The organism is Streptomyces sp. cg35 (assembly GCF_050410835.1).
Lineage (GTDB): Bacteria > Actinomycetota > Actinomycetes > Streptomycetales > Streptomycetaceae > Streptomyces.
Genome location: NZ_CP191268.1, coordinates 8536234 through 8550105 on the forward strand (window position 1 = coordinate 8536234; position 13872 = coordinate 8550105).

Below are 13872 nucleotides of genomic sequence, written 5' to 3' on the forward strand. Positions count from 1 at the left end.
CTGTCGGTGACAGACCTCTGCCGTCACCACCCGGTGAGCAGCAGATGATTGACGGCCAGCGCCAGGGCCGCTTGGGCGGCGAGCCATGGGCGGGGCCGGGGGAGGAGCGCTCCGGAGGCGAGGAGCCACATGGTGAAGGGAAGCCAGATGCGTTCCGTCTCAGCCTTGCTCATGCCGGACAGGTCGGCGATCAGCAGCGCCAGCAGCGCGGCCGAGACGAGCAGGGCGAGGCGGGTGGAGGGCTCCGCGAGGCGAGGGCGCGGGCGCGGCAGGAGTCGCGCGCCCGCCCGGCGCAGGCCCGCGACCGTGGCCGGTCCGGCGATCAGGACCGTGCAGGCCAGGTTGGCCCACACCCAGTAGCCGTAGGGGCGGATGCCGCCCGCGCCCTGGTAGTAGCGCGTGGTCAACAAGCGGTACGCCTCCCACCAGTTGAAACCGGCGAGCGTGAAGACGGCCGGGACCACGGCGAGCCCGGCGAGCAGGAGAAGGGCCAAGGCCGCAGGGCGTTCCAGGACGCGCTGGCGCCCGAGGAACAGCACGGCCGCCCCGATCAGGGCGACGAGCGTGAGCCCGTACGAGAGATAGCAGGTCAGGCCGAACAGCAGCCCCGCGGCGGCCGCCCACCCCACGGAGCGGCCGGTCACTGCCAGCGCGAGCAGGGCCACCGCCCACGCGGCGACGGCCGCGAAGTAGGCGTCGGCCGAGGCGCCCATCCACACCGCGGCCGGCGCCAGGACCAGGAACGGCGCCGCGCGGCGTGCCGACTCCTCGGAGGCGAGCGCCCGCACGGCGACGAGCACGGCCACGGACGCGGTCGCGCCGACGACGATGCACCACATCCCCGCCCACCCGCCGCCCCCCAGACCGATCCGGTCGAGCAGCACGAAGGTGAGCGGCGCCGCCGGCGGGTGTCCCGCGGTGTGGGCGGGCCAGTGGTCGGGGGAGTCGATGAGGATGTGCCGGGTGTAGTCCCGCAAGGTCGCGGGGATGTCGTGGAAGCGGTCGATCACCCGGAGGTACTCGTACTTGGTGGTGAGGCGGACCGCGATGCCCCGGTGCCAGCCGTCGACGAGCGCCAGGGACAGGATCCAGGCGGTGGCCGCCGCCCAGGTCGTGGCGAGCAGGGTCCGCCAGCGCAGCGCCGTCGCGAGCTGCGGACCGTACGCCACGATCGACGCGGCCACCGCGAGCGCCGCCGGGGTGCCCGGACCCACATGGGGCAGCCAGTTGGCGTACAGCGGCGGCCAGCCGACGTGCAGCGTGTGGTGGGTGTGCTCGATGTGCCGGCCGATCAGCACGGCCGCCACCACGAGGAGAGCGGCCGCCACGACGGCGTACAGGTCCCGGCGACTGCCGTTCGTTCCGGGGGAGGGTTCGGTGCGGATCACACCGGAACGCTAGGCCCACGAGCGGCTCCGACCGGAGTGCCCGGGCCGGACGTCAGCGTTTCGTCATGGGTCGTGCACCCGGTTCCGGGGTGATCCCGTCCTACGGTCACAGCATGCGCGACGCTCCCCGCTTCCCCACCTCTCCCGGTTTCTGGCGCAGCCCGCTGCGCGGCCCCGGGCTCACCTCGGTCCTCGGCCTCGTTCTGCTCGCCGGCATCACCGTGCTGTTCGTGACAGGACTCCTCTCGTACGCCGCGTACAACCCGGACCTGGCACGGGTGAACGACAAGACCCCCGACAAGGGGCTGCTCGGCTTCTACCTCTTCGCCTGGCCCACGCACCCGCACTGGCTGTACCGGCTGAACCAGGGCGTGCACGTCACCCTCGGCGTCACGCTGATCCCCGTCCTGCTGGCGAAGCTGTGGTCGGTGGTGCCCAGACTCTTCGAACTGCCCCCGGTCCGCTCGGTCGCCCATGCGCTGGAACGGGTCTCGCTGCTCCTGCTGGTCGGCGGCGGCCTGTTCGAGTTCGTGACGGGCGTGCTCAACGTCCAACTCGACTACCTCTTCCCCGGCTCGTTCTACCCGCTGCACTTCTACGGTGCCTGGGTCTTCGTCTCCGCGTTCGTCGTACACGCGGCGCTCAAGGTGCCGGCCGCGCTGCGCAACGTGCGGCGCATGCGCCGGGGAGAAGAAGGAGCGGGCGGACTCGTGTCGCCGAACCCGGCTGCGCCGTCCGTTTCGCGGCGCGGGGCACTGTGGTTCGTCGGCGGTGGCTCGCTTCTGCTGTTCGGCACCACGGTCGGGCGCAGCTTCGACGGTCCGCTGCGACGCACCGCACTCCTGGCCCCGCACGGCGGCGCCGAACCCGGCAGCGGACCGAACGGCTTCCAGATCAACAAGGCCGCCGCCTACGCGGGAATCCACCCGACGGAGACCGGCGAGGACTCCTGGCGCCTCGTCGTCACCGGGCGCGACGGAACAGTCCGGCTCAGCCGGTCGGAACTGGGCCGACTCGCCCAGCACAGCGCCGCGTTGCCCATCGCCTGCGTGGAAGGCTGGTCCACCTCCGACCAGACATGGCGCGGGGTACGGCTACGGGACCTCGCGGCGCTCGTGGGCCACGACGCCGACCTGCCGGGCGTGTTCGTCGAGTCCCTCCAGCGCCACGGCGCGTTCCGGCACGCCGCGCTGGGCGCCAACCAGGTCGCCGACGGGCGCTCGCTGCTCGCCCTCTCCGTCAACGGCGCGGCGCTGTCCCCCGATCACGGCTACCCCGCGCGGATCATCGTGCCCGCGGCGCCCGGTGTCCTGAACACCAAATGGGTGGCCCGGCTTACCTTCGGAAGGCTGTGACCTGTGAGCGACACGAAGAAGACAGGCGGTTCAGTGCGGGCATCACGCCGACTTCCGCTGGGCAGCCCTCTCCAACTCCTGCTGTTCGCATGTTCGTTCGTGCTCGCCGCCTACGCAGGTGTACGGCTGCTCGCCGACGACTGGCTCGGTGTGGCGCTGTGGATCGTCGGGGCCGCGCTGCTCCACGACCTCGTGCTGCTGCCGCTCTACGCGGCCGCGGACCGGTCGCTGCTCGCGGCGGCCGGGGCTGTGGGGCAGCGGAAGCGGGCCGGGTACGTGCGGGTCCCGGCCGCGCTGTCCCTGCTTCTGCTGCTCGTCTGGTTCCCGCTGATCAGCGGGATGGCGGACGCGCGCTACGCGTCGGCCACCGGCCAGTCGGCGGCCGGATTCCTGCCTCGCTGGCTGCTGCTCACCGGTGTGCTCTTCGGCGGCTCGGCGCTGCTGCTGGTCCGGTCGGAGCTGCGGGTGCGCAGCGCGGCGAAGCGCCGCCCGCCCGAGGACCACTGAGCGACAGGACGCAGGCCCGCCCGGCTCGCGTACCGCAGCAGTGCCTCGGTGCCCACGCGCGCCCAGGGGAAGGGGCGGTCGTCCGCGAGCCCGTCGGTGACGTCGACGACCTGCACGTGGGCGCGCTCGTCGACATCCACGGGCGCTGTCTCGACGAGCACCAGGCCGCCGGGGGCGAGGAGTTGGGTCACCCGCTCCAGGAGGGCGCGGGGCTCCCCGCCGATGCCGACGTTGCCGTCCATGAGGAGCACGCTGTCCCAGCGGCCCTCGCCCGGCAGCGGGTCGAAGACGGAGCGGCGCAGCGCCGGGCCACCGAGGCGTTCGGTGCGGTCGACCGCGGCCTCGCTGACATCGACGCCGAGGACCGTCCGGCCGCGCACGACGAGCTCCGCCACCAGGCGCCCCGGCCCGCAGCCCACATCGAGAACGGCGCCCTCGCACCGGTCGAGGACCTCACGGTCCACCGCGTCGGCCCGCGCGCACCAGCGCTCCACCTCCAGCGGCAGCAGCCAGCCGTCGGTGCGGCGCAGGAACAGCGGGCCCCGGCCGGCGCGCAACGCGACGGCGTACGGGTCGGCCTTCGCCCAGGGCACGGTGCCGGCGACCGGCGCGCTCATCGGCGTACCGCCGGCGTACATCGCGCCAGGCGGGCGGCGAACCGGCTCCCGGGGGCCAGCGCGGCGACGGCGCAGGCGTCGTCGGCGGTGTCGACGTCACGCAGCTCCGGCAGATCCCGCACCCGCAGCCCGGCGGCGACGAGCCGCTCGCGCTGTGCGGCGCCCGTCTCCGGTGTCGACATCGGCACGCCGCGCAGCAACGCAGGATCGGGCGTGGCCAGGCCGAGAGCCCAGAACCCGCCGTCGGCCGCGGGGCCGAACCACGCGTCGCCGTCGGCGAGGTCCACGCTCAGCAGCTCGGGCGTGACCTGCGGGGTGTCCATACCGATCAGCAGAGCGGGCCCCGCGCAGCCGGCGAACGCGGCCGCGAGCCGTGCGTCGAGACCGCCCGCGACCTGCGGTACGACGTCGAAGCCGGGCGGCAGCCACGGCCCGGGAGCCCCGTCGAGGACGAGGATGCGACGGTCCGCCGGGGTGGCGGCCACCGTGTCCAGCGTGTCCGCGAGAGCGGCCTCGGCCAGTGAGGCGGCCTGCTCGGGCGTGAACGGCGGGGTGAGCCGCGTCTTGACCCGCCCCGGGCGTGGCTCCTTGGCGATGACGAGCAACGTGGTCACCGGACACGCCCTTCCTGTACGGACTGCTGCCGTCCGGACGTCTGCTGTGCGGGGGATCCGGCGGTCACGGGCGGCTCCGCCAGCACCCGGCGCATGTCCCGTACCGCGTGCCAGGTGCCGCGCCAGGTCCCGGTCACCTTCGAGACGCCGGTACGCGGCAGGTACGGCACGTCGTGCTCGACGACCCGCCAGCCGGAGTCGGCGGCCCGCACCACCATCTGCAGCGGGTAGCCGCTGCGCCGGTCGGTGAGCTCCAGCGCGCGCAGCGCCTCCCGGCGCGCGGCGCGCAGCGGTCCGAGGTCGTGCAGGGCGAGGCCGGTCCTGCGGCGCGTCATGCGGGCCAGTACGCGGTTGCCGACGCGGGCGTGGACCGGCCACACGCCGCGGCCCGCCGGACGGCGGCGGCCCAGCACCAGATCGGCCGCACCGGCGCGCACCTCCCGCACGAAGGGGACCAGGAGGGAGGGATCGAGGGAGGCGTCGCAGTCGCAGAAGCAGACGATGTCGGCGCCGGCCGCTTCCAGGCCGGCGTGGCACGCGGCGCCGAAGCCGCGCCGCGGCTCGTGCACGACCAGCGCGCCCAGGCCGCGGGCGAGGTCGGCCGAACCGTCGGTGGATCCGTTGTCCACGACGATCGCGCGCCAGCCGGGAGGAATGCGTTCGAGTACCCAGGGGAGGGCCGCCGCCTCGTTCAGGCAGGGCAGGACCACGTCGACCACTGGTGCTGATGGGGTTGTCACGGCTTTCACCCTACGAGCGGCAAACGGACATTAGGGACTTCGGTTCCTTACGAAACACGGACGTCCGCGCTCGCGCACGCCCCGGGCCCTCCGTCCGTCGCGCAGGAGTGTCAGGGTGGAGGAATGCAGCAGTCATACGAGCCCGAGAGGGCTCCGGCCCCGGACGGGGCGGCCCGGGTCCTGGTCGTCGACGACGATCCGACTGTCGCCGAGGTCGTCACCGGGTACCTGGACCGGGCCGGCTACGACGTCGACCGAGCGGGTGACGGCCCCGCCGCCCTCGCCCGCGCCGCCGCGCACCGCCCCGACCTCGTGGTGCTCGACCTGATGCTGCCCGGCATGGACGGTCTGGAGGTCTGCCGCCGGATGCGCGCGCGGGGCCCCGTTCCGGTGATCATGCTCACCGCCCGGGGTGACGAGGACGACCGCATCCTCGGCCTGGAAGTCGGCGCCGACGACTACGTCACCAAACCCTTCAGCCCCCGCGAGCTGGTCCTGCGCGTGGAGTCGGTACTGCGCCGCGCCCGCCCCGACACCGACCGGCACCCGGTGCGCGCCGCGGGCCTCACCGTCGACCCCGGCGCCCGCCGCGCCACCCGTGACGGCGCCGAACTCGCGCTCACCCTAAGGGAGTTCGACCTCCTCGCCTTCTTCCTGCGGCACCCCGGACGGGCCTACAGCCGCGAGGACCTGATGCGCGAGGTATGGGGCTGGGAGTTCGGCGACCTGTCGACCGTCACGGTGCACATCCGACGCCTGCGCGGCAAGGTCGAGGACGATCCGGCCCGTCCCCGCCTGATCCAGACGGTCTGGGGCGTCGGCTACCGCTTCGAACCGCACCCCGCACCGCAGCCGACCTGACGGACCGGCGCCGGCGATCCCCCGGCCGGCGGACGAACGGTGCCGACGGCATCCACCGACCCGGAGCCGGCGACTTCTACCGCCGGACAGGCACCGAGCACGACGGCCGAAGAACCGATCCGACGGACCAGCCGCAACGACCGAGAACCAGGGACGACCCACCGTGCACGACAACCTCCTCATCGCCCTCTACGCGTTCGCCGGTGCCGCAGCCACCGGCCTTGTCGGAGCCGCGGCGCTGCGTCTGCTGCGCCGCCGGTCCCTCACCGCCTCGCTCGCCGTCGTCGCCGCGGTCGGCGTGGTGGCGATGCTCGCCGGCACTCTAGCCGTGGCCTGGGCGATGTTCCTGTCCCCGCACGACCTGACCGTGGTGACCACGGTCGTGGCGATGGCGGCCGTCGTCTCCCTCGCCACCGCACTCGTCCTGGGCCGACGGGTCGTCGCCCGCAGCCGTGAACTCGCCGTGGCTGCCCGCTCGTTCGGCGACGGCGGCGACTTCGCGGCCCCGCACACGCCGGCCACCGCCGAACTCGAGGAGGTCAGCCGGGAACTGGCCGCCACCAGCGCCAAACTGGCCGCCTCCCGGACCCGCGAACGCGCTCTGGAGACCTCCCGGCGCGAACTCGTCGCCTGGATCTCGCACGATCTGCGCACCCCGCTCGCGGGCCTGCGCGCCATGGCGGAGGCACTGGAGGACGGGGTCGCCACCGACCCCGGACGCTACCTCGCCCAGATGCGCACCGAGGTGGAGCGCCTCAACGGGATGGTCGGCGACCTGTTCGAACTCTCCCGCATCCACGCCGGATCGCTGCCGTTGAGCCCGGCCAGGATCTCCCTGTACGACCTGGTCGGTGACGCCCTCGCCGGGGCGGATCCGCTCGCCCGCGAACACGGGGTGCGGCTCACCGGGGACAGCGTCGAGCCGGTCCCGGTCGAGGTGGACGGCAAGGAGATGAGCCGCGTCCTCGGCAACCTCCTCGTCAACGCGATCCGCCGTACCCCCTCGGACGGCACGGTCGCCGTCGCCGCCGAGCGCTGCGCCGACGGCGTCGTCGTGTCCGTCACGGACGGCTGCGGCGGCATCCCCGAGGAGGATCTGCCCCGCGTCTTCGACACCGGCTGGCGCGACACCAACGCCCGGACGCCCCCGGCCGGCGCGGGGCTCGGCCTCGCCATCGTGCGCGGCATCGTCGAGGCCCACCAGGGCCGGGCCACGGTCCGCAACATCCCGGGCGGCTGCCGCTTCGAGGTCACGTTGCCTGCGGCTCCGTAGCCCGAAGGCCGGCTACCCCTGGGCGAACTCCCGCATGCCGTCCTCGAAGGAGACCTCGGGCTGCCAGCCGAGCCGGTCCCGCAGCCGCGACGAGTCCGCGGTGATGTGCCGTACGTCCCCCAGCCGGTACTCACCGGTGACCACCGGCTCCGGCCCGCCGCACGCCCCGGCGAGCGCCCGCGCCAACTCCCCGACCGTGTGCGGCACACCGCTTCCCGTGTTGTACGCGGCCAGCGTGCCCGGGGCCGCCTCGGCCTCCAGCGCCACCACATTGGCCGCCGCCACATCCCGTACGTGGACGAAGTCCCGCCGCTGCCGCCCGTCCTCGAAGACACGCGGTGCCTCACCACGGGCCAGCGCGGACCGGAAGAACGAAGCGACGCCGGCATACGGGGTGTTGCGGGGCATTCGCGGCCCGTACACATTGTGATAGCGCAGCGACAGCGCCGTCCCGCCCGTACTGCGTGCCCATGCCGAGGCCAGATGCTCCTGGGCGAGTTTGGTGGCGGCGTACACATTGCGCGGATCGGCCGGCGCGTCCTCCCCGACGACACCGGGCTCCAACTCGGCCTCGCACACGGGACACTTCGGTTCGAACCGGCCCGCATCCAGGTCGCCTACGTCCCGCGGACCCGGCCGCACCAGTCCGTGCCGCCGACACTCGTAGCGGCCTTCCCCGTACACGACCATCGACCCGGCCAGGACCAGCCGCCCCACGCCCGCCGCGGCCATGGCCGACAACAGCACCGCCGTCCCCAGGTCGTTGCGCGAGACGTACTCCGCCGCGTCCACGACTCCGTTCCCGAGACCGACCATGGCCGCCTGGTGGCAGACGGCGTCGACCCCGTCCAGGGTGCGAGCGATCGCCTCCGGATCCCGCACGTCGGCGCCCGGATCGTCCCGCACGTCGAAGACGACGGCCTCGTGCCCGCGCGCCGTCAGCGCCTCGACGACATGGGACCCGATGAACCCGGCACCGCCGGTGACCAGTACACGCATGCCGCCACGGTAGGTCCGCAGCGCCGACGAAGCGCCGGACCGGGCCCGCGCGTCACAGATCCGTAAGCAGCCGGCGCCTGTTCCGGGCCCCGACGCGGCTCGTCCGCCTGCCTGCCGACTACAGGGGGTCATGATCCAACGCGCGTGGCAGGGGCGGGCCCCCTAGCGTCGAAGACGTTGATGTTCCAGGACAAGGGAGTCCCTCATGCGCACGATTCTTGCCAAGAGTGCCGCTGTTGCCGTGCTGAGCTGCGCCGTGGCCCTGCCGCTGGCGGGCGCCGCACAGGCGGCCACGCCCGCGCACCCGGCCACCACCGCGTCCGTCCAGAGCCTGCCGTCCGATGACGGTCCGGGCTGGCACCACCACCACGGCGGGCACTGGAACCACGACCACTACTACGGCGGCGGCATCGGTCTGGGTCTCGGGCTCGGCCTGGGTGTGGGCCTGTAGCGGTCACGCCGCAACGTCGCACCGACTCCTCGGCGTCCGTCAGCGCGTTCCGCGCCGGCGGGCGCTGAGGCATGACGGCGGGCGGTCCGTGCCGCGCCGGTCTCCGCTCATGAACAGCCGGATGCCGCTCAGGAACAAAGGCCGGGCGGGTCATGAGGTGTACGACGCGATACACCTCACGACCCGCCCGGCCGTCCTGTGCCGTGGTGCGGTGTCAGCTCTTGGGCATGAGGACGGTGTCGATGATGTAGACGTTGGCGTTGGCGGTCTTGACGTTGCCGCAGACGACGTTGGCGCTGTCGTTGACCTTGTAGTTCTCGCCGGAGCCGGCGGTGGTGAGCTTCGACTTCTCGAGGGTGTCGAAGGAGCCGTTGTCGAGGTCCTTGGGGGCGAGCTTCTGGCCCACGACGTGGTAGGTGAGGATCTTGGTGAGCTGGGCCTTGTCGTTGAGGACCTTGTCCAGGTCGGCCTTGGGGATCTTGGCGAAGGCGTCGTTGGTGGGCGCGAAGACGGTGATGTTCTTGGCGTTGTTCAGGGTGTCGACGAGGCCGGCCTTCTTCACCGCGGTGACGAGGGTCGACAGCGCCGGGTTGTTGGAGGCGGCGGTGGCGACGGGGTCCTTGGCCATGCCGTCGAAGGAGCCCGCGCCGTCCTTGGGCACGGAGGAACACGCGGGGCCGAAGGGCTCGCTCATCGCGTTCGTGTCGTCGGAGGGGCTGGCCATGTCGGAGCCCTTGGAGGCGGCCGAGGACGCGGTGTCGGAGGCCTTGTCCTTGGAGTCGCTGTCGGAGCAGGCGGTCAGGGCCAGCGGCAGCATGGCGGCAGCAGCGACAACAACGGCGATACGACGGACTCGACTCTGCATGGCATTCCCTCAACGATCGGACCAGTGAAGGCCGTCTGCCTTCATCGCCGGGAATCCGGAACGGTCGGGCCACCGGATTGGTCCCTCATTCCAACGAGTGAAATGAGGGCCCTGTGTTGCCGGTCGCCGTGATCGCCGGTCGTCACTCGTGCCGGGAACGCCAGTAAGGGTTGTCGTGGGGGAGGCCTCCGCTGACGCGTCCGTACATGCCGCCGGTCATCAGCAGCAGTCCGACGGCAAAACTGAACAAAACGTTCTGCATGCGGAAGTTGAGGAAGTTGTAGTCGCTGTCCAGCGCGAAGAGGCTGGCGAAGCCGGCCAGGAGGAAGGCGATGCCGAGCACCATGTTCACGGTCGACGCGGTGTTGCCGCCGCGCACGGCGGCGGCCAGCAGCACGGCTCCCACCACGACGGACAGGACACTCAGCGCGCCGTTGGTGTTCAGCCCCAGAGCCGTGTCGGCGCCGGTGTCGAAGAAGCCGATGCGGTGGACGAGCCCCAGGATCCCGAAGACCAGCAGAAAGACGCCCATGACGCCGGCGCTGATCCGGTAGATCCGGCTGAGGCGGTGGTCGACCGGGAGATGGTCGTCCAACTGCACATGTCGTGGACGCGCATGGATCGTGGCCATGGCTCTGCCTCCTTCGCCCCCCTCGGCGTGGTGAGCGATACGGTCAGCAGCTGGGCGGCTGCCACGAAGTGGGATGCACATGGGCGGCACTGATCCAGCCGTGCGCATCGTTGTCGAAGTACCAGGTCGACGTCCCGTTCACGTGCTCGCCGCTCGTCTGGCAGAACAGCCGGATGTGCGCTCCTGAAGGCAGACTCGAGGTCGCCTCGGCGTGTGTCGTCGGGGCGTCACGGACGTACACCTCGGACCATGCGGTGACCACGGCCGGGACGGCGTGGTCGTGGCCCGTGCTCTCGTGCCGCGGCGCGCTGTGCCTCCAGCCGTCACCCCAGGAATCAGGGGTTCGGTCCGATGCCTGGGCGCTGCCGACGGCCGTTCCTGAGAGAGCGCACACGCCGGTCAGGGCCGCTGCACAGATCCCGGCGCGCACTGTCGCGTGTGACATGGCCGGTTCCCTTCGTCGTCCCGCCCCCGCCGTCCCTGCACCCCGGACGGATCGTGTCGATGCCACAACAGGAGAGCTGTGTCCCTCACCGGGAATCCGATGCCGCTCGCGGTAAGGATTGGCCAAATGCGGAAGAAACTTCTCCAAGCTGCAAATAGGGTCTTAAAACGCTTGCCCGGCGTTGCTCGCGCCTTAGGGCGACCCGCGTCCTCAGCGATGGAGATGGATACGTGCGAGGGAGTGAGAGCGAGCGCGGTGACCAAGCCGTGCCGGGAAGGGCGCCGGATTACGGGCGAGGAATCCGTCCAGGGAAAGTGGCTCCCTTCGGCTGGAGCCTGTGATGCCGCCTGCGTCACAGCGTGGCCGGGCGCCCGGAGGAGAGCCCGTCGAGATGTAGGGGGAGAGACCGTGAAACCACATCACGCACTGCGGGTCGCGGCGGGCTGGGTGGCGTGCCGGCGCAGGGCGAGGAAACAGGTCGACGCAGGCAGTTCTTCCGGCGCGACAGGTGTACGGGGTGGTGACCGGGGTGCCGAGTGCCGTCCGGCCGCAGAGGTGGACCTCAGCGGTCAGGTGCAGGAGGAACCGTCCGCGGCCCTGCGGGAAGCGGTGCTCGCCGCCATCCGTGATGTACCCCAGGCGCGCCCGCGCGGACCCGGATGCGGGTAGGGCGTCATCGCCACTGCCGAGGGCCGCGGCGACAGGGCGGCGTACACCACCTCGACGCGCCACCGGCAGAGGGAAGTGCCGTGCTGCGCAACCAGAGGCATGGACGCGCATGTGCGAGACCTGGCCCAGACGGGTGAATACGGGCGAAGCCACCAATCCGTACCCCGTCCCAGTGCGGATTCCGCCCGAGGGGCGATCGGCTCCTCGCACCGTCCGACGTGGCGGTGCTGTTCGAGCAATGAGGAAGACTCCATGTCTCGTGTACTGAAGAGCGCAGCGGTTCTGGTCGCGGTCGGCGGCGCGGTCATCGCCGGTGCGGGTGCCGCGTCGGCCGACAGCGGTGCGCAGGGCTCCGCGGTGGGTTCGCCGGGGGTCCTGTCGGGCAACGTCGTCCAGGTGCCGGTGCACGTTCCGGTCAACGTCTGCGGCAACACGGTCAGCGTGATCGGTCTGCTGAACCCCGCGTTCGGCAACACCTGCGCCAACGGCTCGGGTGACAACTGGGGCGGGGAGCACGGTGGTTGGGGCATGTGGAAGTAACGTCCCGCGCGTGCCGCCGGGAGCAGATCCACTGACGGTTCCGGGATGAGTGGCGGGCCGGGTCTGGTGCCGCCTGTTGGGGCGGGCGGCACCAGACCCGGCCTTTCTGTGCCGGGCGGGTGCGGCCCGCCCGGTGAACCTGCTGTCACGGATGAGGCAGCGGCGTCGTCAGCATCAGGTGGGTGAACACGCTCCATGCGCCTGCCGACGCCGCCAGGATCCAGAAGCGTCTGCGTCGCGCCGGTGAGACGGGGTCGGGTGGGCCTCCGACGGGCAGCGCGGCTGCCGGCGTCGGCAGTGACCGGAGCGTCGGCACGACGAGCTGGGCGATCGTCGTCTCCGCGGCAGGCGGTGATGCCGGTGCCGGGAGGGACTCCGTGATCGGGGTGGCCGGTGCGGGGGTGCGCTCGGTCCGGGGCCGGGGTGGCTGGACGGCTCCCTCTTCGGGTGCCGCGGTGGTCAGCGCGTGTGCGAGACCGTTGAGGAAGGCGGCGTAGGCGGCCCGGCGAAGCCCGGTCGGACTGGTGCGACCGCTCTCCCAGGAACGCACCGTTGCGGGTGTCACGCCGAACGCCGTCGCGACCTGCTGCGGTGACAGGTTCCAGGATCGGCACAGGCGGGCTCGTTCCGCGGGCGAGGGCAGAGTGACCTGACCGTCCCGGCGCGTGGGGCGGGACGGCATCGGGGGAACGGACGTGGTGGTTGTCGTCATGACCGTATGACAACCGGCAGTGGTGTCACGTGATCGCACGAGACGAATGTTCCCCCGTATGCACCAACGTCCGGTATCCGGGCTGTTCTCGTCAGACGTAGTGCCACCACCACAGGTCGGAGGCCAGACTCCGGTCGCCCAGCGCGCAGTAGGCCGACTGCTCCCGAGCATGGATCGGCTCCCGCCGTGTGCACGGGAATCTCCGCTGATGGAACTGAGTTACCTGCTATTGCGACGAATGCAACGATGGCGACGGTGGACCGCGGTGCACCGCAAGGAGGGCACGGGAGCCGATGAGTCTTCGCCAGTTCGAGTACGCCTTGGCCGTCGCCGAGGAGGGCTCGGTGACCGCGGCGGCGGAGCGCCTGCGTGTCGCCCAGCCGTCGGTGTCCCAGCAGATCCGTGGCCTGGAGCGGGAGCTCGGCGTGGAACTGTTCGCCCGCACGCCGACCGGTCTGGTGCCCACCGTGGTCGGCCGGGCGTTTCTGCGGGAGGCGGAGGTCGCGGTGACCGCGTCGCGCCGGGCGAGGGCGACGGCGCGGGCCGGTGCCGATGAGCTGGTCGGCGAACTGGTGGTCTCCGTGCAGATGGGCTTCGGCACGCGGCAGCTGCCGGGTGCGCTGCGCGCGCTGCGCCGCCGCTACCCGCGCGTGGAGGTCACCGTCTTCGAGGAGCCGAGCTCCGCGGAGCTGGAGCGGCTGTGCCGCCGGGGTGTGCTGGACCTCGCGCTGATGGCGGCGTGCGAGCGGAGCCCCGCCGACGCCCACCACCTCGGCGAGGAGGAGTTCGTCGTGGTGCTGGGTCCCGGGCACCGGCAACTCGAAGCCGAACAGGTCGAGTTGCGTGAGCTGGAGGGGGAGCCGTGGGTGAGGTTCGACCGTGACAGCGCACTCGACGGCGTATTGACGAACGTGCTGCGGGACAGCGATCGGGCCCCCGCCACGGGCGCCCGCGTGTCGCAGACGGCGACGGCCGTGCGCTGGGCCGCTCACGGCCTCGGCGTGACGCTCGTCCCGGCCTCCGCGGTGCCCGAGGGCCACGACCACCTCGCGCGACCGGTGTTCCCGGTCGTGTCCCAGCCCGTCCTCGCCGTGCTCCGGCCCGGCGCGGGCCCGGCGGAAACGGCTCTGCTCGAATTCCTGCGCAAAGAATCCTGGTCCGATTCCGCCTCCTTCTCACCGGTTTCCTGACGGCCGGTGAGAAGG

15 protein-coding genes are annotated in these 13872 nt (G+C 72.0%); 6 read left to right on the forward strand and 9 right to left on the reverse strand.

What is annotated here, in order from left to right; all coding sequences use genetic code 11:
- Positions 1-23: 23 nt before the first annotated feature.
- Positions 24-1388, reverse strand: coding sequence for a hypothetical protein (locus ACQUQD_RS39350; protein WP_428957026.1), 1365 nt, complete (start codon positions 1386-1388; stop codon positions 24-26).
- A gap of 113 nt (positions 1389-1501) precedes the next feature.
- Here ACQUQD_RS39350 and ACQUQD_RS39355 point away from each other — a divergent pair, with 113 nt between their 5' ends.
- On the forward strand, positions 1502-2743 hold the full coding sequence (locus ACQUQD_RS39355) for a molybdopterin-dependent oxidoreductase (RefSeq protein WP_428957027.1): 1242 nt from the start codon (positions 1502-1504) through the stop codon (positions 2741-2743).
- A 353-nt stretch (positions 2744-3096) separates the two neighbouring features.
- Here the strand turns inward: ACQUQD_RS39355 and ACQUQD_RS39360 are convergent, their stop codons facing one another.
- The 3 genes from ACQUQD_RS39360 to ACQUQD_RS39370 are packed head-to-tail and all read right to left on the reverse strand — an operon-like array spanning position 3097 to position 5230.
- On the reverse strand, positions 3097-3867 hold the full coding sequence (locus ACQUQD_RS39360; protein ID WP_428957028.1) for a class I SAM-dependent methyltransferase: 771 nt from the start codon (positions 3865-3867) through the stop codon (positions 3097-3099).
- Positions 3864-4481 (reverse strand): TIGR04282 family arsenosugar biosynthesis glycosyltransferase, encoded by a 618-nt coding sequence (locus ACQUQD_RS39365; RefSeq protein WP_428957029.1) that lies wholly within the window; start codon positions 4479-4481, stop codon positions 3864-3866. Before ACQUQD_RS39365 ends, ACQUQD_RS39360 begins: the two co-directional genes overlap by 4 nt.
- Positions 4478-5230, reverse strand: a complete 753-nt coding sequence (locus ACQUQD_RS39370) for a glycosyltransferase family 2 protein (protein WP_428957030.1) — start codon at positions 5228-5230, stop codon at positions 4478-4480. The genes ACQUQD_RS39365 and ACQUQD_RS39370 overlap by 4 nt, the downstream gene beginning before the upstream one ends.
- A gap of 114 nt (positions 5231-5344) precedes the next feature.
- On the opposite strand from ACQUQD_RS39370, the gene ACQUQD_RS39375 reads away from it, so the two are divergent.
- Positions 5345-6082 (forward strand): response regulator transcription factor, encoded by a 738-nt coding sequence (locus tag ACQUQD_RS39375; RefSeq protein ID WP_428957031.1) that lies wholly within the window; start codon positions 5345-5347, stop codon positions 6080-6082.
- A 163-nt stretch (positions 6083-6245) separates the two neighbouring features.
- Positions 6246-7355 (forward strand): sensor histidine kinase, encoded by a 1110-nt coding sequence (locus ACQUQD_RS39380; protein ID WP_428957032.1) that lies wholly within the window; start codon positions 6246-6248, stop codon positions 7353-7355.
- A 12-nt stretch (positions 7356-7367) separates the two neighbouring features.
- On the opposite strand, the gene ACQUQD_RS39385 is transcribed toward ACQUQD_RS39380, so the two are convergent.
- Positions 7368-8354 (reverse strand): NAD-dependent epimerase/dehydratase family protein, encoded by a 987-nt coding sequence (locus ACQUQD_RS39385; protein WP_428957033.1) that lies wholly within the window; start codon positions 8352-8354, stop codon positions 7368-7370.
- A 205-nt stretch (positions 8355-8559) separates the two neighbouring features.
- On the opposite strand from ACQUQD_RS39385, the gene ACQUQD_RS39390 reads away from it, so the two are divergent.
- Positions 8560-8805, forward strand: a complete 246-nt coding sequence (locus ACQUQD_RS39390; protein WP_428957034.1) for a hypothetical protein — start codon at positions 8560-8562, stop codon at positions 8803-8805.
- 214 nt (positions 8806-9019) lie between these two features.
- Here ACQUQD_RS39390 and ACQUQD_RS39395 read toward each other — a convergent pair whose 3' ends face one another.
- The 3 genes from ACQUQD_RS39395 to ACQUQD_RS39405 form a co-directional block, all read right to left on the reverse strand.
- Positions 9020-9670 (reverse strand): fasciclin domain-containing protein, encoded by a 651-nt coding sequence (locus ACQUQD_RS39395; RefSeq protein WP_428957035.1) that lies wholly within the window; start codon positions 9668-9670, stop codon positions 9020-9022.
- Between the two features lie 142 nt (positions 9671-9812).
- The gene (locus tag ACQUQD_RS39400) at positions 9813-10301 is read right to left on the reverse strand and encodes a DUF4383 domain-containing protein (RefSeq protein WP_428957036.1); all 489 of its coding nucleotides are present in this window, start codon (positions 10299-10301) and stop codon (positions 9813-9815) included.
- Between the two features lie 43 nt (positions 10302-10344).
- Positions 10345-10746: a hypothetical protein gene (locus ACQUQD_RS39405; protein WP_428957037.1), complete on the reverse strand. Its 402-nt coding sequence runs from the start codon at positions 10744-10746 to the stop codon at positions 10345-10347.
- A 921-nt stretch (positions 10747-11667) separates the two neighbouring features.
- On the opposite strand from ACQUQD_RS39405, the gene ACQUQD_RS39410 reads away from it, so the two are divergent.
- Positions 11668-11955, forward strand: coding sequence for a chaplin (locus ACQUQD_RS39410; RefSeq protein WP_428957038.1), 288 nt, complete (start codon positions 11668-11670; stop codon positions 11953-11955).
- Between the two features lie 145 nt (positions 11956-12100).
- Here ACQUQD_RS39410 and ACQUQD_RS39415 read toward each other — a convergent pair whose 3' ends face one another.
- Complete coding sequence (locus ACQUQD_RS39415) at positions 12101-12667, reverse strand: helix-turn-helix domain-containing protein (protein WP_428957039.1); 567 nt, start codon at positions 12665-12667, stop codon at positions 12101-12103.
- Between the two features lie 293 nt (positions 12668-12960).
- Between ACQUQD_RS39415 and ACQUQD_RS39420 the strand changes: the two genes are divergently transcribed.
- Positions 12961-13857: a LysR family transcriptional regulator gene (locus ACQUQD_RS39420; RefSeq protein WP_428957040.1), complete on the forward strand. Its 897-nt coding sequence runs from the start codon at positions 12961-12963 to the stop codon at positions 13855-13857.
- Positions 13858-13872 lie beyond the last annotated feature (15 nt).

Coding starts and splice junctions, on each gene's coding strand:
- ACQUQD_RS39400 (WP_428957036.1), bottom strand. CDS start 10,301: ATGGCCACGATCCATGCGCGTCCACGACATGTGCAGTTGGACGACCAT.
- ACQUQD_RS39375 (WP_428957031.1), top strand. CDS start 5,345: ATGCAGCAGTCATACGAGCCCGAGAGGGCTCCGGCCCCGGACGGGGCG.
- ACQUQD_RS39360 (WP_428957028.1), bottom strand. CDS start 3,867: ATGAGCGCGCCGGTCGCCGGCACCGTGCCCTGGGCGAAGGCCGACCCG.
- ACQUQD_RS39415 (WP_428957039.1), bottom strand. CDS start 12,667: ATGACGACAACCACCACGTCCGTTCCCCCGATGCCGTCCCGCCCCACG.
- ACQUQD_RS39410 (WP_428957038.1), top strand. CDS start 11,668: ATGTCTCGTGTACTGAAGAGCGCAGCGGTTCTGGTCGCGGTCGGCGGC.
- ACQUQD_RS39390 (WP_428957034.1), top strand. CDS start 8,560: ATGCGCACGATTCTTGCCAAGAGTGCCGCTGTTGCCGTGCTGAGCTGC.
- ACQUQD_RS39420 (WP_428957040.1), top strand. CDS start 12,961: ATGAGTCTTCGCCAGTTCGAGTACGCCTTGGCCGTCGCCGAGGAGGGC.
- ACQUQD_RS39355 (WP_428957027.1), top strand. CDS start 1,502: ATGCGCGACGCTCCCCGCTTCCCCACCTCTCCCGGTTTCTGGCGCAGC.
- ACQUQD_RS39395 (WP_428957035.1), bottom strand. CDS start 9,670: ATGCAGAGTCGAGTCCGTCGTATCGCCGTTGTTGTCGCTGCTGCCGCC.
- ACQUQD_RS39405 (WP_428957037.1), bottom strand. CDS start 10,746: ATGTCACACGCGACAGTGCGCGCCGGGATCTGTGCAGCGGCCCTGACC.
- ACQUQD_RS39385 (WP_428957033.1), bottom strand. CDS start 8,354: ATGCGTGTACTGGTCACCGGCGGTGCCGGGTTCATCGGGTCCCATGTC.